Source organism: Micromonospora sp. NPDC003816 (assembly GCF_042874705.1).
Taxonomy (GTDB): Bacteria; Actinomycetota; Actinomycetes; order Mycobacteriales; family Micromonosporaceae; genus Micromonospora.
The window spans coordinates 36,652-56,266 of sequence record NZ_JBIANP010000005.1 but is presented as its reverse complement, the minus strand read 5'-3'; the positions used below and the strand labels follow the sequence as shown (position 1 = coordinate 56,266).

Genomic DNA, 19,615 nt, shown 5'->3' with positions numbered 1-19,615 from the left:
AGGAATGAGTAATGTCCGGACTGCTGGCCGGTAAGCGGCTGCTCGTCACCGGCGTCATCACCGACGCCTCCATCGCCTTCTCGGTGGCGAAGCTCGCCCAGGAGAACGGCGCGCAGGTCGTGCTCACCGGGTACGGCCGGCTCTCGCTGGTGCAGCGGATCGCCAAGCGGCTGCCGGAGCCGGCGCCCGTCATCGAGTTGGACGTGACCGACCCCGCGCACCTGGCCGGGCTGGCCGACAAGGTCCGGGAGCACGTGGACGGGCTCGACGGGGTGGTGCACTCGATCGGGTTCGCCCCGCAGAGCTGCCTCGGCGGCGGCTTCCTCGACGCCTCCTGGGAGGACGTGGCGACCGCGCTGCACGTCTCCACGTACTCGTACAAGTCGCTCGCGACGGCGGCGCTGCCGCTGATGTCGCCGGGCGGCGCGGTGGTCGGCCTGACCTTCGACGCGACTCAGGCGTGGCCGGTCTACGACTGGATGGGCGTGGCCAAGGCCGGACTGGAGTCCGCCTCCCGCTACCTCGCCCTGCACCTGGGCAAGCAGGGCATCCGCAGCAACCTGGTCGCCGCCGGGCCGCTGCGCACCATGGCCGCCAAGTCGATCCCCGGCTTCGAGCAGTTCGAGGACGCCTGGTCCGAGCGGGCCCCGCTGGGCTGGAACCTGGCCGACCAGGAACCGGCCGCGCGCGCCTGTCTGGCGCTGCTGTCCGACTGGTTCCCGGCCACCACGGGCGAGATCGTGCACGTCGACGGCGGCTATCACGCCATCGGTGCCTAGGCATGTAAGGCATGTAAGGAAGGGTCCCCTGCTACCGCCTGCGGTATAGCAGGGGACCCTTCCTAACGTCCGGGACCCGGCGGCGTTACCGCCGGCGACCCGGGGGCGTTGCCGGGGCGCCGCCGGCCACCGGCAAGAATGGGTCCATGGCGTACGACGCGGTGGTCCTGCTCTCCTTCGGTGGCCCGGAGGGGCCGGACGACGTGCTGCCCTTCCTCCAGAACGTGACCCGGGGCCGGGGCGTGCCGCCGGAGCGGCTGGCCGAGGTGGCCGAGCACTACCAGCACTTCGGTGGGGTCTCGCCGATCAACCAGCAGTGTCGGGACCTGCTCGCGGCGATCCGCGCGGACTTCGCCGCCCACGATCTCGACCTGCCGGTCTACTGGGGCAACCGGAACTGGCACCCTATGCTCGCCGACACCGTGGCGCAGATGCGCGACGACGGCGTACGGCGGGCGCTGGCGTTCGTCACCAGCGCCTACGGCGGGTACTCCTCCTGCCGGCAGTACCAGGAGGACGTCACCGCCGCCCGGGCGGCGGTCGGTGCCGACGCGCCGGTGATCGAGAAGCTGCGCCAGTTCTGGGACCATCCCGGTTTCGTCGAGCCGCACGTCGACGCGGTACGCGAGGCCCTGACCCGGCTCGACCCGGCACGTCGGGACAGCACCCGGCTGGTCTTCACGGCCCACTCGGTGCCGACCTCGGCGGCCGACAGCGCCGGTCCGCACGGCGGCCGGTACACCGCCCAGCTCGCCGAGACGGCGCGGCTGGTGCACGCCGCAGCGGCCCCGGACCTGCCCTACGACCTGGTCTGGCAGAGCCGATCCGGCCCGCCGCACGTGCCGTGGCTGGAGCCGGACGTCAACGACCACCTGACCGCCCTCGCCGAGCAGGGTGTGACCGGCGTGGTGGTCAGCCCGATCGGGTTCGTCTCGGACCACCTGGAGGTGGTGTGGGACCTGGACACCGAGGCGTTGGACACCGCCAAGCAGCTCGGCCTGGACTTCGTCCGGGCCGCCACCCCCGGCGTCGACCCGCGCTACGTGACCATGGTGCGGGAACTGGTCCGGGAGCGGATCGACCCGGACGGCGCGCAGCTGCGCCGTCGCCTCGGCGAGCTGCCGATGTGGGACACCTGCCCCACGGTCTGCTGCGTCCCGCCGCGCCGTCCGTCCTGACCGCACCGACGGCCCGACACCCCAGGGATGATGACGATCATGCATGACCGTAAGCCCGTGCAGAGCTGGCTCACCGACATGGACGGTGTCCTGGTGCACGAGGGGCAGCCCGTGCCGGGCGCGCCGGAGTTCGTCAACCGGCTGCGTGCCTCCGGAAAGCCGTTCCTGGTGCTGACCAACAACTCGATCTACACCCCGCGCGATCTTCAGGCCCGGCTCGCCCGGATGGGGCTGGACGTGCCGGAGCAGGCGATCTGGTCGTCCGCCCTGGCCACCGCCCAGTTTCTGGCCGACCAGCGGCCGGGCGGCACCGCGTACGTGATCGGGGAGGCCGGGCTGACCACCGCCCTGCACGCGGTGGGCTACGTGCTCAGCGACTTCGCGCCCGACTACGTGGTGCTGGGGGAGACCCGCACCTACAGCTTCGAGGCGATCACCAAGGCGATCCGGTTGATCGACGACGGCGCGCGGTTCATCTGCACCAACCCCGATGCCACCGGCCCGTCGGTGGAGGGCGCGCTGCCGGCGGCCGGGTCGGTGGCCGCGATGATCTCGAAGGCGACCGGGGTGGAGCCGTACTTCGTCGGCAAGCCGAACCCGATGATGATGCGCTCGGCGTTGAACACGATCGACGCGCACTCGGAGAGCACCGCGATGATCGGCGACCGGATGGACACCGACATCCTCTGCGGCCTGGAGGCCGGGCTGGAGACGATCCTGGTGCTGACCGGGATCAGTACCCGCACCGAGGCGGAACGCTACCCGTACCGGCCGTCCCGGATCGTCGACTCGGTGGCCGACCTGATCGACGAGATCTGAGCCGGCGGGTCGGTCTCAGGGCCGCAGGGGAGCGTTGCAGGCGGCGACCAGGGCCTGCCGGCAGGCGGTGGTGAGCGGGCGCAGCGCGGCGTCGCGCTGCTGGGCCTCGTAGTTGTTGACCGCGCCGCCCGGTGCCGCGTGTCCGGCCAGTGCGAGCACCCGGTCGAGCACGGCGGCGCGGGCGAACAGCCGGCGGGAGCGTGGGTCGAATCCGGGCGGCAAGTCGGTGGTGCCGTCGGGGCGGCGCAGTGCCTCCAGGGCGCCGGCCAGTTCGGGGCGCCACTGGGCCACGTCGAGTCGGGTGAGCGCGGCGGTGGTGTCCGCCAGCGCGGCGGCCAGTTCCGCCTCGGCCTCGGCCGCGCCGGGGAGGGTGAGCGACGCCGCCGCGGCGTTGGGCGGCAGCGGGTAGACCCGCCAGAGCACCGTCTCGAAGGTGTCGCCGGAGCCGGACGTGTGCACGCGTACCTCGGGGATCAGGCCGAGCGTACCGGCGATCACCGCCTCGCCGACGACGAGCGCGGCACCGGCGAAGTCGCCGGGGCCGGGCAGCCCGCGTGGGTCGCCCGGGGCCGGCAGCACCAGCCGGATCTCGTCCGGCGAGAGCTTGGCCAGGGTGGGCAGGGCCTGCCGTAGCGGCACGTCCGTCCAGGTGCCGGGCGCGTCGGCGACGTGGTGCTCCTCGTCACCGGCGACCTCGTCGGCGACTTCGTCGAAGGGCACGAGCCCGGCGCGCCAGGCGCGCACCCAGGCAACGAACCGGCTCGACCGGCGCGGCGCGAGGATGGCCGCACCCGCAGCGGGGGTGGACATGCCGAAAGAGTACGTGCTGACGCCCACCCCTGTCTCGGCTGCCGCGCGCCCACCTCCTCGGCGCGCCGATCACGCGACCTCACCGCGTGATTTGTTGCCACACGCGGCTTTTGCAATGCATCGCACACTGTGGCCCGGACGGCGTGGCGGCGAGTCGGTGGCGGCGCGGGCCGGACCGGCGGTTAGCGTGATCGGATGGGGCGGCGGTATGGCGACGACGTGTTGGCGGGGGACTGGCGGCGGCGGAAGGTGACCCCGGAGGTCGACGCCGAGCCGGATCTGGTGGTCGAGGACGCCGACTCGGGCTTCTGCGGCGCGGTGGTCGGCTTCGACTCCGGCGCGGTCGTGCTGGAGGACCGGCACGGCAAACGGCGCAACTTCCCGTTGCTGCCGGCCGCGTTCCTGCTCGACGGTCGTCCGGTGACCCTGCGTCGACCGACCCGCGCCCCGGTGCCGGCCGCGCGTCGGCGTACCGCGTCCGGCTCGGTGGCGGTGGACGGGGTTCGCGCCCGGGTCGCCCGCGCCAGCCGGATCTGGGTCGAGGGCGTCCACGACGCCGCGTTGGTGGAGCGGATCTGGGGTGACGACCTGCGGATCGAGGGCGTGGTGGTGGAGCCGCTGGAGGGCGTCGACGCACTCGACGACCGGGTACGGGAGTTCGGTCCCGGACCCGACCGTCGGCTCGGTGTCCTCGTCGACCACCTGGTGCCCGGCTCCAAGGAGAGCCGGATCGTGGCCCGGGTGAACTCCCCGCACGTGCTGGTCACCGGGCATCCCTACGTCGACGTGTGGCAGGCGGTGAAGCCGTCGGCGCTGGGCATCGCGGCGTGGCCGGTGGTGCCGCCGGGACGCCCGTGGAAGGAGGGTGTCTGCGCCGCGCTCGGCGTCGCCGAGCCGGCCGACATGTGGCGGCACATCCTGTCCCGGGTGGACACCTTCGCCGACGTGGAGACCCCCCTGATCAACGCCATGGAACGCCTGATCGACTTCGTCACCGAGTGAGCCGGCCCGCCCCCGTCACGGGACGTCGTCTGGCGTGCGGGTGAACAGGAACGTGGCGATGTCCAGCGCGGCCGGGTGGCCGGCGGGATCGCGGTGGACGCGCAGGATCTCCCCGATCTCCGCGCCGCTGTGCCCGCGCCAGCGGTCCGGGCCGTCCGGGCGGTAGCGGCTGACCCGGTCGCCGCGCAGGGTGCCCACCAGGTCGCCGGTGGTGTGGTCCCAGGTGACGTCGAGTGCGGTGCCCATCCACCACCAGCGGCCGGTCAGCGCCGCCACCTCGGCCGGGGGCGGGGCGTCGGCGGGTCGCCACGGCCGGGCCGGTGCCGGTTCGGCGTCGAGGACCCGGGTCAGCACCTGGACGCCGAGCGGACTGATGCCGCCGGTGCGGAAGCCGTACGAGTTGGCGAAGCCGACCAGACCGGTCCGGCTGGACCGGTGCACCAGCAGCACGGCGACGTGGCCGGGCATCGAGCCGCCGTGCCCGACGTAGACGCGGTCGCCCTGGCGGGTGAGTTGGATGCCCAGCCCGTAGCCGCCGCGCCAGGAGTCGAGATCGCTGAGGAACACCGGGGCGCACATCTCGTCGAGGGTGTCCGGGGCCAGCACCGCGGGGTCGGGGTCGGCGAGGAACGCGGCCCACCGGGACAGGTCGGCCACGGTCGACCAGAGCTGCCCGGCGGGGGCCATCGCCCCGGTGTCGGTGTGCGGCTCCTCGCGGAGCGTGTCGTGCCACGGGTGCACCACGTACCCGGGGGCGTACGGCGTGGTGGCGGCGTACGTGGTGCGGTGCATGCCCAGCGGCGCCAGGATCCGTTCCCGCACCAGCTGGGCCCACCCGGTGCCGGTGATCCGTTGCAGCGCGCCGCCGAGCAGTCCGAAGGCCAGGTTCGAGTAGTGGTGGGTGCGGTACGCCGGCAGCGCGATCTTGGGAGCGCCGAAGTCGGCCAGCAGGGTGTGCAGGTCGACGCCCTCGCTCCGCTCCCACCACGGCCCGTCCGGCTCGCGTTGCAGCCCGCCCGCGTGCCCCAGCAGTTGGCGCAGGGTGATCGGTCCGGCGGCTCCGGCCTCGGGCAGGTGCCGTCGCAGCGGATCGTCCAGCGCCAGCCGTCCGGCGTCGCGCTCCTGCATGATCAGCACGGCGGTCATGGTCTTGGTGATCGAGCCGATCCGGTACTGCAGGTCGGCGTCCGGCCGGGGATGGTCACCGGCGGCGGCCAGGTACGCCAGTGTGCCGTCGCGCACCACGCCGACGACCAGCGACGGCACGTGGCCGGCGGACTGCGCGTCGGCCACCAGGGCGTCGACGTGCCGTACTGTTTCCGGACGCAGGGACACGAAGGCTCCTTCGAGGCGGTGGTCGGGCGCCTCCGATCATGACAGTTCGATGACACGTGCATTGTCATGTCACGATCAGTACGTGGATGCCGTGCTGTGGATCGTGCTGGGTGTGGTACTAGCGGTCGCTGAGATCTTCACGGCGACCCTGTTCTTGATCATGTTTGCGGTCGGTGCGTTCGCCGCCGCAGGCGCCGCCGCGTTCGGAGCGCCGGTGGCGATACAGGCTGTCGTCTTCGCCGTGGTGTCGGCGTTGACCGTGCTCGCGGCGCGGCCGGTCATCCAGCGGCACAAGCAGACCGCGATGGAGACCGGTGAGACCGCCTTCGGGGTGGAGGCGATCGAGGGTTCGTCGGCCCTGGTCCTGGAGCAGGTCGACGCCGCGCAGGGCATGGTGAAGATCGACGGCGAAGTGTGGAGCGCGCGGGCCTACGACGCCACGCAGGTTTTGGCACCCGGAGAACGGGTGCAGGTTATTCAGGTCAAGGGAGCGGTAGCCCTGGTCTGGCGGGACGTTGCGGCGCCCGGCGAGCTACCCGAAGCGGAGAGGTGAACGGATGGAACTAGTCATACCCGTCCTTTTGATAGCATTTGCTCTGATCTCGGTGATCACCCTGGCGAAGTCGGTGCGGATCGTGCCGCAGCAGCGTCAGGACGTGGTCGAGCGGCTCGGCCGGTACAAGCGGACGCTCAACCCCGGGCTGAACATCCTGGTGCCCTTCGTCGACGCGGTGCGGACGAAGGTGGACATGCGCGAGCAGGTGGTCAGCTTCCCGCCGCAGCCCGTGATCACCTCGGACAACCTGGTCGTCTCGATCGACACCGTGCTCTACTTCAAGGTCGTCGACTCGGTCCGGGCCACCTACGAGATCTCCAACTTCCTCCAGGCGATCGAGCAGCTCACCGTCACCACGCTGCGTAACGTGATCGGTTCGCTCGACCTGGAGCGCGCGCTGACCAGCCGTGAGGAGATCAACCGGCATCTCTCCGGGGTGCTGGACGAGACCACCGGCCGGTGGGGCATCAAGGTGACCCGGGTCGAGATCAAGGCGATCGAGCCGCCGCCGAGCATCCGCGACTCCATGGAGAAGCAGATGCGCGCCGAGCGGGACCGCCGTGCCGCGATCCTGAACGCCGAGGGTCACAAGCAGTCGCAGATCCTCTCGGCCGAGGGTGAGAAGCAGGCCGCGGTGCTGCGCGCCGACGGTGACCGGCAGGCCCGCATCCTGCAGGCCGAGGGTCAGGCCAAGGCGGTCCGGACGGTGTTCGATGCCATCCACCAGGCCAACCCGAGCCAGAAGGTGCTGGCCTATCAGTACCTCCAGGCCCTGCCGCAGATCGCCAACGGCACGGCCAACAAGGTGTGGATCGTGCCGGCCGAACTGACCAAGGCCCTGGAGGGTATGGGCGGCGCGCTCGGCGGGCTGAACCAGATGGTCGGCGACGCCCCCACCCAGCAGGCGTCCGCCGACGCCAGCGCGGTGGAGCGGGAGGCGGCCGAGGCCGCGCAGGCCGCCGCCCGGGCGGCCCAGGAGATCCACAACGAGGTACGCGTCGCCGAGGCGCAGGCCACCGGCGGCAGGGAGCCGCAGGGTCTGCCCGCACCCGAGCCGGTCTCCCCGGGGAGTCTGCTGAACGACCCGGCCGACCAGCGCGAGCGAGGCTGATCCGGAGTCGGTCCGGGCCGGGGTGACCCGGTCCGGATCGGCGTCCGGACAAATGCGAGAAACGCTCATGAGGCGCTCCGGTGCCTGCCACCATCGGTCCTAGGCGGGTGGTGACCAGGCATCGGGGCGCCTCGGCGTGTCCCGGCACCGCTCGTGGATGAGCGAGGTGACCGATGGATCCGCTGAAACGGTTGTGGTCCCCGCCGGACGTACCCGGGGCACACGACCCCGCCGGGCCGCTCGGCACCCGACGGACCGGTGGGGGCTTCGGCGTCCTGCCCTTCGTCGACGATCCGGGACCACCCGGACCGGCCACCAACGCGAGTTGGGCGTGGTCGCTGCGCCGCCTCGCCCGCGCCGCGGTCTGGCTGCTGCCCGGGTACGCGATCCTCTACGGCGCGGTGGCCATGGCCAGCGACGGCGGGGTGGGCAACGACCCGTACCCGGCCGACGGCCGCGCGGTGTACCTGATCGGCTGGGTCGCCGCGATCTGGCTCGGGCTGCTGGCCCTGCTCGGCCTGGCCGGCCTGCTCGCGGCCACCCGCAGTCGCCGCAGCGCCGTGGCCGGCCTGTTGGTCAGCATCGCCGGCACGGTGCTGATGCTGCCCTTCGCCGGGTTCGCCGAGGACACTCCGGTCTTCGGTGCGACCGCCCGGTCGCTGGTGCTGGTCGGCGCGACCTTCTACAGCGTCGGTTGGCTGCTCACCGGATGGGCGGTGGCGCGGTCGGGGATGTTCAGCATGGGCGACGGCACGATGCTGATGATCGCCAGCCCGCTGCTCGGCCTCGGCGGGGCACTGATCGGCTCCCTGCAGACCTTCGGGGCGATCTTCGTGCTGATCGCCGGCATCGGCATCGCCTACCGTTCCGGCCGGCTGCTGCCCCGGGAGATCCTGCGCGACGCCACCAGCGCCAGTGTCGCGACGGCAGGTCCGACCGGTGTGGGCCCGGCGGGCCCCGGCGGCCCCGGCCCGCTGGGCACGGCATGACCCCCGCCGTATGTAAGGAAGGGACCCTTCCTATACACGAGGCGTTAGTAGGGGGCCCTTCCTTGCGCCGGTCGTCTGCGTCGGGTGTCCGGTACGTCCGCATTTCTTCTGGCCAGTGGTGCTGGCCAGCGCAAAGACCGCTGGCATCTGGCCGTGAATTGGCTGACAACTGGGCCGATTCGGTGGTCGGAACGTGGCATTCGCGGCAATCCTGGTGACCATGGCCACCCCTACGCCACTGTCGCGACTGTTCACCGTCCTGCTGGCCGGCGGGCTCGTCGGCCTCGTCGTGGCGGGCCTCATGCTGCCGGTGAACCTGGTGTTCGGGCTGACCGCCAAGGCGGCACTGGGCAGCTACGCCGAACTGCCGGACGTGCTGCGGACCCCGGCCACCCCGCAGCGCTCCTACCTCTACGCCAACGACGGCAAGACGCTGATCACCACGTTCTACGACGTCAACCGGACGGACGTGACGCTGGACGAGATCGCGCCGGTGATGCGGCAGGCGATCGTGGCCGCCGAGGACCGGCGCTTCTATGACCACAGCGGGGTGGACCTGCGCGGCATGGCGCGCGCCCTGGTCACCAACGTCACCGAGGGCGGCACCGAGCAGGGTGGCTCGACGTTGACCATGCAGTACGTACGCAACGTGCTCAAGACCGACTCGACCCGCACCAGCGAGGAACAGGCCGCGGCCACCGAGCAGACCGTCGGGCGCAAGCTCCAGGAGATCCGGTACGCCAACGCGTTGGAACAGCGCCTCGGCAAGGACGAGATCCTCACCCGCTACCTGAACATCGCGTACTTCGGTTCCGGGGCGTACGGGATCGCCGCCGCCAGTGAGCGCTACTTCTCCAAGGTGCCGGCGGACCTGACCCTCGACGAGGCGGCACTGCTGGCCGGTCTGGTGCAGGCGCCCGAGGCGTACAGCCCGATCGACGGCGACGCCGACGCGGCGCTGGCCCGGCGCGCGTACGTGCTGGACTCCATGGTCGCGACCGCCGCGATCACCGCGGAGCAGGCCGCCGACGCCAAGGCCGAGGAGTTGGACCTGGACACCAGCGAGCAGGCCAACGGCTGTGCCGCCACCGCCGGTGGTCGGGACGGCTGGGGCTTCTTCTGCGACTACCTGCGCCGGTGGTGGATGGAGCAGCCGCAGTTCGGCGACACCCCCGCCGAGCGCGAGCAGGCGTTGCGCCGGGGCGGCTACACGGTGGTCACCTCGCTGGACCCGGAGATCCAGGCCACCGCGCAGGAGGAGGCCACCAGCGTCTACGGGTACGGCAATCCGCGCGCCCTGCCGATCGCGGCGGTCGAGCCCGGCACCGGCCGGGTGCTCGCCATGGCGGTCAACCGCCACTACAGCCTCGCGGAGAACCCGGACGGGCAGGCCAACTACCCGAACACGGTGAACCCGCTGATCTCCGGTGGACCTGGCGTGACCGGCTACCAGGGCGGCTCGACGTTCAAGCTGTTCACCATGCTCGCCGCGCTGGAGTCCGGCCGGACGCTGTCCACCGGGTACGACGCGCCGAGCCGGCTGCCCACCCGGTACCCCGGGGAGGGGGACAGCAGTTGCGACGGCCGGTGGTGCCCGGCCAACGCCAATCCGGCCTGGATGGACGGGTACCGGATGATGTGGGACGGCTTCGGCCGCTCCGTGAACACGTACTTCGTCTGGTTGGCCGAGCAGGTCGGGCCGGACAAGGTGGTGGAGATGGCGCAGCGCCTGGGCATCACGTTCCGCGCCGAGGCGGACGCGACCTTCGCCGACCAGCGTGCCGCCGACTGGGGCGCGTTCACCCTGGGGGTGTCCGCCACCACCCCGCTCGACGTGGCCAACGCGTACGCGACGGTGGCGGCGGAGGGGACGTACTGCGCCCCGCTGCCGGTGGTGTCGGTGACCGGCCCGGACGGTGCGCGACTGCCGGTGGGTGACCCCTCCTGCCGGCAGGTGCTCGACGCCGACGTGGCCCGGGCCGCCACGGACGCGGCCCGCTGCCCGGTGGGCCAGCAGTCCGCGTTCGGGCAGTGCAACGGCGGTACCGCCACGGCGGTGAACGGGATCCTGGACGGTCGGCCGGTGGCCGGCAAGACCGGCAGCTCCGACGGTGCCGCCACGGAGAGCTTCGTCGCGTACACCCCGCAGGTCGCCGTCGCCGGCATCGCGGCGAACCCGGACGACCCGAACGACTCGGTCGGTGCCACCGTGCAGTCCCGGGTGATCTCCGGGGTGGCCCGGATCATCGCCACGGCGGTCGACGGCGAGCCCGAGCAGGCGTTCACCGCGCCCAGCCGGGAGCTGGTGGGTACGCCGCGCCGGCCTGTCGAGCGGGATCCGGGCGTCGACCGCCGGACCGGCGACAATCCGCTGTCCGAGCTGCGTCGCTGGTTCCAGGGCCGGGGCTGATCTCCGCTGCATCTCGCGCGGGGCGTGCCGGCGCACGGTAGTGAAGTTAGGAAGGGTCCCCTGCTATACGCGAGGCGATAGGGACCCTTCCTTGCGCGCAGGCTCAGCGGCGCGGGCGGTACGTGCTGACGACGCTGGGCAGGCCGCGGCGGATGATGCCCGCCCAGTCGGTGTCGCCGCGCAGCATCGCGGCGGCGGTCTTGCGGGCCTGCTCGGTGGTGAAGTGCGGCGGCATCATCAGTTCGGCCGGGTCCACCAGGGCGTTGATCACCGTCGGACGGTCGGCGCGCAGCGCCCGGTCCCACGCCTGCGACACCTGGTCGGGGTGGTCGACGAGTTCGCCGCGCAACCCCAGCACCTCGCCCCACTGGTGGTAGGCGATGTCGGGCAGTTGCTGGCTGTCCGGGAACATCGGCGTGCCCTCGGTGGAGCGCTGCTCCCAGCTGACGAACGCCAGGTCCCGGTTGTTGAGGACCAGCACCACGAAGCGCGGGTCGGCCCAGCCGCGCCAGTACTTGGCCACGGTGATCAGCTCGTTGACGCCGTTCATCTGCATCGCGCCGTCACCGATCAGGGCGATCAGCGGACGGTCCGGGTGGGCGAACTTCGCCGCCAGGGCGTACGGCATCGCGCCGCCCATGGAGAGCAGGGTGCCGGAGAGGCTGGCCAGCATCCCGGGCCGGACCTGGAGGTGGCGCGCGTACCAGGCGGTGGCGGTGCCGCAGTCGACGGCGAGCATGACGTCGTCCGGCAGCCGGTCACTGAGGCTGGCGAAGAGCATCTGCGGGTTGACCGGGTCGGCCTGCTGCGCGGCCAGGTCCCGCTGGGCCTGTCGCCAGGCGGCGGTGGCGCCGGCGATGCTCTGCCGCCAGCGGGTCGGTCCCGGTCCCGGCCCGAGTTCGCGCAGCAGGGCCCGCAGGGTGGGTGCGGCGTCGCCGGTCAGGTTCACCTCGGTCGGGTAGCGCAGGCCGAGCTGGGTGCCGTCGATGTCGATCTGCACCGCGCGGGCCTGCCCGGGGGCCGGATAGAACTCCGAGTACGGCATGTTGCTGCCCACGATCAGCAGCCGGTCGCACTCCTTCATCAGCTGCCAGCTCGGGCGGGTGCCGAGCAGGCCGATGGCGCCGGTGACCCAGGGTTCCCGGTGGTCGACCGTGGTGAACCCGAGCAGCGCGGTGGCCACCCCGGCACCGAGCCGGTGGGCGATCTCGCGGACCTCGTTCTCGGCGCCGAGGGCGCCCTGCCCGACCAGCATGGCCACCCGCTCGCCGCTGCCCAGCACCTCGGCGGCGTGCCGGACGTCGGCCTCCGGCGGCACGGTCGGGCTGCTGCTCGGCACGCTGCTGGTGTGGTAGTAGCCGTGCGCGTGCGGCGGGTCGGGGACGGCGGCGAGGTCCTGCACGTCGAGCGGCAGCACCAGCGCGGTGACGGTACGCCGGGCCAGCGCGGTCCGGCAGGCCCGGTCGACCAGGTGGCGTACCTGGGAGGGGTGGTCGAGTTGGGCGAGGAAGGCCGCCGCGACGTCCTTGTAGAGCGCGAGCAGGTCCACTTCCTGGTAGTAGCCGCCGCCCTCGGCGGTGGTGGCGGTGTGCCCGACCAGCGCCACCACCGGCTGGTGGTCCAGCTTGGCGTCGTAGAGACCGTTGAGGGCGTGGATGGCACCCGGACCGCTGGTGACCAGCACGCAGCCGATCGGCCCGCCGCCGTACTTGACGTGGGCGGACGCGGCGAAGCCGGCGGTCTCCTCGTGGCGTACCTGGACGAACTGCGCCTGCTCGTCGGTGCGTTGCAGGGCGGAGGTCATGCCGTTGATGCCGTCACCGGGGAAGCCGAAGTACCGCCGCACACCCCAGCAGGCGAGCCGCTGCACGATGTGGTCGGCGACGGTGGCGTCCCGGGGTAGTGGCCACGGGTCCGCCGGTACGAGGGTGTGGTCTGCGCTCACCTGGTCCGCCTTTCCGGTCGGGCTCACCCCGCGAAGGGTGGGCCCGGCTTTCCCCGGCTTTCCAGGACAAAACCATGCATTCTTCGGGTACGCCGTCGAGGCGCCCGGCCGACCTACCCGGCTCTCGGGGGGCGGTAGGGCCGTGCGCCGGGGACGTCCGCCGGCAGTGATTCAGCGTTGGCTGACGATGACCCGGGCGGGGCCGTGATGGCCGAGGGCGACGCTCACCGCGTCGGCGGCCTCGATCACCGCGGTCGCCAGGGCCGCCTCCCGGGCGGCCAGGTTGATCGCGGAGAGCGGGCCGGAGATGGAGAGCGCGGCCACGATCTCGCCGGAGGCGTTGCGGATGGGCGCGGCGAGGCAGGCCCGACCGAGGGCGAGTTCCTCCTCCTCGGTCGAGTAGCCGCGCGACCCGCTCGTGGCCAGTTCGGCGTCGAGGCGGTCATGGTCGGTGATGGTGCGGTGGGTGAACCCGACCAGGTTCTCGCCCAGCAGCACCCGCCGCTGTGCCGGGTCGACGCCGAGCAGTAGTGCCTTGCCCAGGCCGGTGGCGTGCAGCGGGATCGACTGACCGATCAGCGAGAACGCCCGGGGTGCCGAGCGACCCTCGAAGTTGCCCAGGTAGAAGCCCTGGTCGTCGCGACGGATCGCGAGGTTGACGCCGAGACCGTGCTCGGCGGCGAGGTTCTGGGCGGTCTGGCGGGCGGCGCGGTAGACGGGGGACTGGTTGAGGGCCACACCGCCGAGGGTCACCGTCTTCGGACCCAACCGATAGAGGTTGGAGATCGGGTCGCGTTCCACCAGGCCGAGGGATTCCAGGGTGCTCAGCAGCCGGGACGCGGTGGAGACACCGAGCCCGGCCTGCCGCGCCACGTCGGTGACCCGCAACTCGGGGCGCCCGAGCAGGAAGGCGTCGAGGATCGCCACTGCTCGCAGGATGCTCTGATTCGATCCGTTGTCGGAAGTCACGTGCGTCCTCTGATATCGGGTTGCGGCATCGACACTGTAGCGGCCGGCCGGGCCAATCTCGGTTTCAGACCTGGGTATTTCGGCCCCGGATCCGGGCGGTCAACGCCAGTGACACCGGGACGTCGAAGGGCAGTGACGAGTGCCCCAGCGCCGACCGCGCGTGCCGCCCCCGGTCGCCGAAGACGTCCCGCAGCAGCTCCGAGGCGGTGTCGGCGACCGGGACGTGGTCGGTGAACGCGGGCGTGGCGTTGATCGCCACGGTGAGCGTCAACAACTGCTCCACGTCGTCGAGCGAACCGGCGGCGGCGCGCAGGGTGGCGAGCAGGTTCAGCGTCGCCTGGCGTACCGCCGCCTGCCCGTCCGGCACGCTCAGCTCGGCGCCGAGCTTGCCGGTGGGCAGCGGATGCCCCGGGCGGACCGGGCCGTGTCCGGAGAGGACGGCCAGGTCGCCGCTGACTACCACCGTGTCGTACGCCCCGGAGGCGGTACGGGCCGGTGGCAGCGTGATGCCGAGGTCGGCGAGGCGGCGCTCGGGGGAGGTGTCCTCGGTGCCGCTCATCCGCGCGTGCCCCAGTCCGTGCTGATCGCGGCGGCCCGCTCGGCACTGATCGCGCCCGCCGTCGGTGCCTCGGCGAGGTGCCGGATCAGCGTGACCGTCCGGTCCCGGACCGCCTCGAAGAGTTTGCGGCCCTTCTCGACGTCGTGCTTGGCCGGGTCGCCGAGCGCGCCGTTGGTGCTGAACTCGGCCAGCGACCGGGGCGTGAACCCGCCGACGGCCCGGTCCGGGATGGCCTGGCCGCGCAGCAGCTCGTGTGCCGAGGGCAGCAGGGGAGCGGGGCCGCCCAGTTCCTCGGTCACCACCACGTCCGGCACCAGGTGCAGCGCCAGGCTCGTCTCCACCTCGCAGGCGTGGCCGTACATCTCGGACTGGGCGATGTCCACCACCACGTCGCGGCCCATCATCGACCAGTGGACCACCGCCACGGTGTGCCCGGTGCGCTGCTTGTACTCGGTCAGGAAGGCGGGCAGGAAGGCCAGGTTCCCGCCGTGGCCGTTCATGATGACGAACCGTTCCAGGCCGTGCCGGGCCAGGCTGGACAGGTAGTCCTCCAGCAGCGAGCAGAGGGTGCTCACCCGGGCGGTCAGGGTGCCGGGGAAGTCCATGTGGTGCGGGGAGAAGCCGACCGGGATCGGTGGCGTCATCAGGGCCGTACCGTCGGCGGCGGCGACCACCTCCTCGGCCAGCCGTTCCGCGATCCGGTAGTCGATGCCGGCCTTCAGGGCGGGGCCGTGCTGCTCGGTGGCGCCGAACGGGATGACACCGACGGTGGCCGTGGTCAGCGCCTCGCGTACCTGCGGCCAGGTCATGTGGTGGAGTCGGTAGTCGTTGATCACGGTGCTCCTTCGTCGGTGTGCGGGACGTCGGCCGGGAACGGGTGCGGGGCGAAGACGTTGGGTGAGCCGCCGGTGTGCAGGAACAGCCACGAGCCGGGACGGTCGTCGGCGAGCAGCGCCGCCATCGCCTTGCTGTTGTAGGTCAGGTCGAGGAACGCGCCGCTGGCCCGCGCGGTGGCCCGTTGTGCGGCGACGGCCGCCTCGGTGGGCACCCCGTGGCCGCCCCCGAGCTGGCCGTCGGTGACCTCCAGGTCCACCTCGTCGAGCAGGGCGGCGGGCAGCCCGACCCGGTCGAGCGCGGCGGCTGCCCGGTCGCGGACCAGTGCCCGCAGCTGGGCCGCCGGGGCGAGCGCCGAGGCGACCACCAGGCCGACCGTGGCACGGCGGGCGGCCAGCGCGGCCAGGACGCCGCCGGCGGTGTTGCCGGCCCCACCGGCGAGCATGATCCGGTCCGGTGGCCGGTCGGCGAGGGTGTCGGCGAGTTCGTCGACGGCGGCGGTGGTGGCCAGCGCGCAGAGCGTGCTTCCGGGCGCGGTCCGCACGTCGATGACGGCGGTCGTCGCCCCGGTCGTGCGGCCCTGCTCGGCGATGGCGGTCATGGTCTGCGCCTGGACGGGATCGAAGGCGTCGGTGGTGCGTACCCAGTGCAGGCGGGCCCCGGCCAGCTCGTAGAGCACCTGGTTGCGGCTGGGTTCGGCCGGTGGTTCGCCGCGCAGCACGAGGTGCACGTCGAGGCCGGCGGCGCGGGCGGCGGCGGCCACCACCCGGCAGAGGTTGGAGTGCGGTCCGGCCGAGGTGACGACCGTGTCGGCGCCGGCCTCGCGGGCCTGGCCGAGCAGGACGTCGACCTGACGGACCTTGTTGCCGCCGAAGGCGAACCCGCCGTGCTCCTCGGCGATCACGACGGGGTTGCCGGCCGGGTGCAGGCGGGGCGCCGGCCAGCAGGTGACCGGCCAGCGGTGGATCCCGACGCGGGGCAGGGCCCGCACGGTGTCGGTCAGCCGGGGGTCCAGGCGACCCCAGGAGGGTGCACTGCCGCCCATGGTCAGAACCGCTCGTACTGCTGGTAGAGGGCGCCCACCGACTCCCCGGCCCGGACCCGCTGCCGGATCTCCGTCTCGGTGCGGACCGTCGCCTCGGCCTCGACGAGCACGTCCATCGCGATCGCGCGGGGGACGACGACGACCCCGTCGCTGTCGCCGACGATGATGTCGCCCGGGTGCACGGGGACGCCGCCGCAGACCACCGGGGACTGCATGTCGACGACGTTCCAGCGGCCCTTCGCGTCGCGGGCGCTGCGGAACCGGTTGAAGACCGGGAACTTCAGCGGCAGGATCGCGCCGGTGTCGCGGACACCGCCGTCGATGACGGCGCCAACAGCGCCGCGCGCCATGGCGCCGTTGGTCAGCAACTCGCCCCAGTGGCCGACCGTCCGGTCACCGGCGCAGTCGAAGACCGCGACCTCGCCTGCGGAGAGCTCGTCGATCATCCGGGCACCCAGGCGTACGGAACGGTCGGTGCTTCGTTCGGGGCGGCCCAGCGCGGTGAAGGCCACGCCCGCCACCGCCATGTCGGTGGTCAGCGGCAGCACATCGGTCATCACCTGGTGCCACAGCCCGGCATCGTCCAGCGCGTCGGCGATCGCCGCCACGTAGAGCTTGCCGAAGCGGCGGCAGATCTCCTCGACCGGCGGGGTTTCCATCGAACTCCATTCATTGATTGGAACGTGGTTGCACGGACAGTACATGACGTTCCATTCTCAGAACATCCCTTGCAGCCTGTGGAATGGGCTGGTAGGAATCCCTGCAACAGGTTGCGCTGGCTGCATCCGAGCCGACCGAACCGCGAGAGACGGAGAGACGATGTTGAGAGCGGCAGTCGTGGGGATGGGCTGGATGGGTCAGCTCCACGCCGGGATCTACCACCAGCACCCGGGGGTCGACCTGGTCGGTCTGGTCGAGCCCGATCCCGCTGCGGAACAGCCGCTCCGCGACCGGTTCGGCGTACCCGTGCACCGCGACGTCGAGGAGCTGCTCGACCGGGTCGACGTGGTCAGCGTCTGCACCCCGGACCACCTGCACCCGCAGACCACCATCCCGTTCCTGCGGGCCGGGGTACGGGTGCTGGTCGAGAAGCCGCTGGCCACCAGCTCGGCGGACGCGCAGAAGATCCTCGACGCCCGACCCGACCCGCACGCCCTCTCGGTCGGTCACATCCTGCGCTTCGACCCCCGCGTGGTCCGCGCCCGCGAGCTGGTCCGCTCCGGTGAGCTCGGTCCCCTGTGGCACGTCGACGTCTGGCGCGACACCACCCGCACGGTGGCCGTACGCCCCTCGGAACGCACCAGCGTGGCGTGGTTCCTCGGCATCCACGACGCCGACCTGGTCCGCTTCGTCACCGGACTGACCGCGGTCCGGGTGTCCGCCCTCGGCCGGGCCGTGCTCTCCGCCCACGCCGACGCCGTCTACGCGACCGTCCGCTACGACGGTGACGTCATCGGCTCGATGGAGAACAACTGGACGCTGCCCGACGGGCGACCCAACCGGGCGTTGGCCGGGCTGCGGGTGGTCGGTGAGCACGGCTCCGTCGAGATCGACCTCGGCCACGTCGACCTGCTGCACGCCACCTCCGACGGCGCGGTCAACGGCGACACCCGCAACTGGCCCAGCCGCGCCGCCACCGGCGTGTCCAACATCCGTACCGAGGTGGAGGAGTTCGTCCGGGCGGCTGCCGAGGGCGCACCCGCGCCGGTGCCCGGTGAGGAGGGCCTCGCCGCCGTCCGGGTGGTCGAGATGATCCACGCCTCGCTGGCCGCCGACGGCGCGCCGGTCGGTGCCGGAGACGCCCGGTGACCGCCGATGTCCGATCCTGGCTCGGTGGCCGGTACACCGACCCGGCCGCCGCGCGCTACCGGGTGCGCAGCCCGGTCGACGGCGAGGTCGTGGCCGAGGTGCACCGCGCCGGGCCGGACACGGTGGACGAGGCCGTCCGGGCGGCGTCGGCGGCGGTCGTCGCCGACCGGCGCAGCAGCCCGTACGCGCGCCGCGACCGCTGCCTGGCCGTCGCCGACCGGCTGATCGCCCGGCGCGAGGAGATCGCCGCCCTGGTCACCGCCGAGACCGGCCGCACCTATCAGGGCACGCTGGCCGAGGTGGACAAGGCCGCCGAGGGCTTCCGGCTGGCCGGCGAGGAGGCGATCCGGTTGGCCGGGCGTACGCCGCCGGTCGCCGCCACCGACAAACTGGTGACCACCCGCTGGCGGCCGACCGGGGTGTGGGCCGTGATCACCCCCTGGAACTTCCCGGTGAACATCCCGGTCGAGTACCTCGGACCGCTGGTGGCCACCGGCAACGCCGCCGTCTGGAAACCGGCACCGACCACGGTGGCCTCGGCCGACCTGGTGCTGCGGTGCATGGTCGAGGCGGGCCTGCCCGAGGGGCAGGTGACCCTGGTCGCCACGGACGACACCGCCGTGGCCGAGTACCTGGTGGGTCACCCGCGCGTGGTGGGGGTCGGGTTGACCGGCAGCACCGCCACCGGCACGGCGGTGGGCCGGCGGGCCGCCGGTAAACGGCTCCTGCTCGAACTGGGCGGCAACGGCCCGATCATCGTCTTCGCCGACGCCGACCTGGCGCACGCCGCCGACGCGATCGCCGTGTCCTGCTTCACCGCGTCGGGCCAGATCTGCAGCGCCGGTGGCCGGGTGCTGGCCGACGCGCGGATCGCCGGTCCGCTGGCCGAGGCGGTCGCCGCCCGTGCCGGTGACTACCCGACCGGCGACCCGTACGCCCCGACCACCGTGCTCGGGCCGGTCCACCTGCCCGCGCTGGCCACCCGCTTCGAGGAACAGGTCGGCGCGGCGGCCGGCGCCGGCGCCCGGGTGCTCAGCGGCGGCCGGCACCTGTCCGGCTTCCCCACCGGGCAGTACCTGCCGGCCACCGTGGTCGGCGACGTCGCGGTGGACGCGGCACTGAGCCGGCAGGAGTCCTTCGCGCCGGTCGCCCCGATCGTCCCGCTGCCCGCGTCGGAGCTGGTCGCCGAGGCCAACCGGAGCGGGTACGGGCTCTCCACCGCCGTGTTCACCGCCGACCTGGGCCGGGCCCTGGACGCCCTCGACGACCTGGAGTTCGGCAGCGTCGTCGTCAACGACCGCTCCACCTACTGGGAGCTGCACCTGCCCTTCGGCGGATGGGAGGGCAAGGACTCCGGGACCGGCCGGGTGGGTGTCCCCGCCGTCGTCCGCGCCGTCTGCCAGCAGCAGACCCTCTCCCTGTCCCGCCCGTGACCCCGCCCAGCGGCAGAACCGGAAGGTGGTGA

At 72.5% G+C, this 19,615-nt stretch carries 18 protein-coding genes; 10 read left to right on the top strand and 8 right to left on the bottom strand.

Features of this window, described 5'->3' with window-relative positions; genetic code table 11:
* Positions 1 to 11 precede the first annotated feature (11 nt).
* The 3 genes from fabI to ACFYTT_RS18240 all read left to right on the top strand — a co-directional run bounded on the left by fabI (position 12) and on the right by ACFYTT_RS18240 (position 2,776).
* Positions 12 to 779 (top strand): enoyl-ACP reductase FabI, encoded by a 768-nt coding sequence (gene fabI / locus ACFYTT_RS18250; protein WP_131054929.1) that lies wholly within the window; start codon positions 12 to 14, stop codon positions 777 to 779.
* Between the two features lie 146 nt (positions 780 to 925).
* Positions 926 to 1,957 (top strand): ferrochelatase, encoded by a 1,032-nt coding sequence (locus ACFYTT_RS18245; protein ID WP_387260542.1) that lies wholly within the window; start codon positions 926 to 928, stop codon positions 1,955 to 1,957.
* Positions 1,958 to 1,996: 39 nt separating this feature from the next.
* The gene (locus ACFYTT_RS18240; protein WP_131054931.1) at positions 1,997 to 2,776 is read left to right on the top strand and encodes an HAD-IIA family hydrolase; all 780 of its coding nucleotides are present in this window, start codon (positions 1,997 to 1,999) and stop codon (positions 2,774 to 2,776) included.
* Positions 2,777 to 2,791: 15 nt separating this feature from the next.
* On the opposite strand, the gene ACFYTT_RS18235 is transcribed toward ACFYTT_RS18240, so the two are convergent.
* Positions 2,792 to 3,586, bottom strand: a complete 795-nt coding sequence (locus ACFYTT_RS18235; RefSeq protein WP_131054932.1) for a hypothetical protein — start codon at positions 3,584 to 3,586, stop codon at positions 2,792 to 2,794.
* Positions 3,587 to 3,781: 195 nt separating this feature from the next.
* Here ACFYTT_RS18235 and ACFYTT_RS18230 point away from each other — a divergent pair, with 195 nt between their 5' ends.
* Entirely contained in the window at positions 3,782 to 4,588 is an 807-nt protein-coding gene (locus tag ACFYTT_RS18230) for a DUF3097 domain-containing protein (protein WP_131054933.1), read from the top strand.
* Between the two features lie 15 nt (positions 4,589 to 4,603).
* Here the strand turns inward: ACFYTT_RS18230 and ACFYTT_RS18225 are convergent, their stop codons facing one another.
* Complete coding sequence (locus ACFYTT_RS18225; protein WP_387260537.1) at positions 4,604 to 5,923, bottom strand: serine hydrolase domain-containing protein; 1,320 nt, start codon at positions 5,921 to 5,923, stop codon at positions 4,604 to 4,606.
* An 82-nt stretch (positions 5,924 to 6,005) separates the two neighbouring features.
* Between ACFYTT_RS18225 and ACFYTT_RS18220 the strand changes: the two genes are divergently transcribed.
* From ACFYTT_RS18220 to ACFYTT_RS18205, 4 genes are all read left to right on the top strand, one after another.
* On the top strand, positions 6,006 to 6,476 hold the full coding sequence (locus tag ACFYTT_RS18220; protein ID WP_131057656.1) for an NfeD family protein: 471 nt from the start codon (positions 6,006 to 6,008) through the stop codon (positions 6,474 to 6,476).
* Positions 6,477 to 6,480: 4 nt separating this feature from the next.
* On the top strand, positions 6,481 to 7,590 hold the full coding sequence (locus ACFYTT_RS18215) for an SPFH domain-containing protein (RefSeq protein WP_176094600.1): 1,110 nt from the start codon (positions 6,481 to 6,483) through the stop codon (positions 7,588 to 7,590).
* A gap of 173 nt (positions 7,591 to 7,763) precedes the next feature.
* Positions 7,764 to 8,579: a hypothetical protein gene (locus ACFYTT_RS18210; RefSeq protein WP_387260534.1), complete on the top strand. Its 816-nt coding sequence runs from the start codon at positions 7,764 to 7,766 to the stop codon at positions 8,577 to 8,579.
* A gap of 220 nt (positions 8,580 to 8,799) precedes the next feature.
* Positions 8,800 to 10,989 (top strand): transglycosylase domain-containing protein, encoded by a 2,190-nt coding sequence (locus ACFYTT_RS18205; protein WP_387260993.1) that lies wholly within the window; start codon positions 8,800 to 8,802, stop codon positions 10,987 to 10,989.
* Positions 10,990 to 11,092: 103 nt separating this feature from the next.
* Here ACFYTT_RS18205 and ACFYTT_RS18200 read toward each other — a convergent pair whose 3' ends face one another.
* The 6 genes from ACFYTT_RS18200 to ACFYTT_RS18175 form a co-directional block, all read right to left on the bottom strand.
* Positions 11,093 to 12,934 (bottom strand): thiamine pyrophosphate-requiring protein, encoded by a 1,842-nt coding sequence (locus tag ACFYTT_RS18200; protein ID WP_131054795.1) that lies wholly within the window; start codon positions 12,932 to 12,934, stop codon positions 11,093 to 11,095.
* A 171-nt stretch (positions 12,935 to 13,105) separates the two neighbouring features.
* Positions 13,106 to 13,903 (bottom strand): IclR family transcriptional regulator, encoded by a 798-nt coding sequence (locus ACFYTT_RS18195; RefSeq protein WP_131054796.1) that lies wholly within the window; start codon positions 13,901 to 13,903, stop codon positions 13,106 to 13,108.
* 64 nt (positions 13,904 to 13,967) lie between these two features.
* Positions 13,968 to 14,462 carry a RidA family protein gene (locus ACFYTT_RS18190; RefSeq protein WP_131054797.1) on the bottom strand — a complete coding sequence of 165 codons (495 nt, stop codon included), beginning with the start codon at positions 14,460 to 14,462 and terminating at the stop codon, positions 13,968 to 13,970.
* Entirely contained in the window at positions 14,459 to 15,298 is an 840-nt protein-coding gene (locus ACFYTT_RS18185) for a creatininase family protein (protein ID WP_176094598.1), read from the bottom strand. The genes ACFYTT_RS18190 and ACFYTT_RS18185 overlap by 4 nt, the downstream gene beginning before the upstream one ends.
* Positions 15,295 to 16,341: a pyridoxal-phosphate dependent enzyme gene (locus ACFYTT_RS18180; RefSeq protein WP_176094597.1), complete on the bottom strand. Its 1,047-nt coding sequence runs from the start codon at positions 16,339 to 16,341 to the stop codon at positions 15,295 to 15,297. Before ACFYTT_RS18180 ends, ACFYTT_RS18185 begins: the two co-directional genes overlap by 4 nt.
* 2 nt (positions 16,342 to 16,343) lie before the next feature.
* Entirely contained in the window at positions 16,344 to 17,000 is a 657-nt protein-coding gene (locus ACFYTT_RS18175) for an RraA family protein (RefSeq protein ID WP_161595072.1), read from the bottom strand.
* Between the two features lie 160 nt (positions 17,001 to 17,160).
* On the opposite strand from ACFYTT_RS18175, the gene ACFYTT_RS18170 reads away from it, so the two are divergent.
* Positions 17,161 to 18,150, top strand: coding sequence for a Gfo/Idh/MocA family protein (locus ACFYTT_RS18170; RefSeq protein ID WP_161595071.1), 990 nt, complete (start codon positions 17,161 to 17,163; stop codon positions 18,148 to 18,150).
* A complete protein-coding gene (locus ACFYTT_RS18165; protein WP_387260527.1) occupies positions 18,147 to 19,583 on the top strand; it encodes an aldehyde dehydrogenase family protein in 1,437 nt (478 codons plus the stop codon). Before ACFYTT_RS18170 ends, ACFYTT_RS18165 begins: the two co-directional genes overlap by 4 nt.
* Positions 19,584 to 19,615 lie beyond the last annotated feature (32 nt).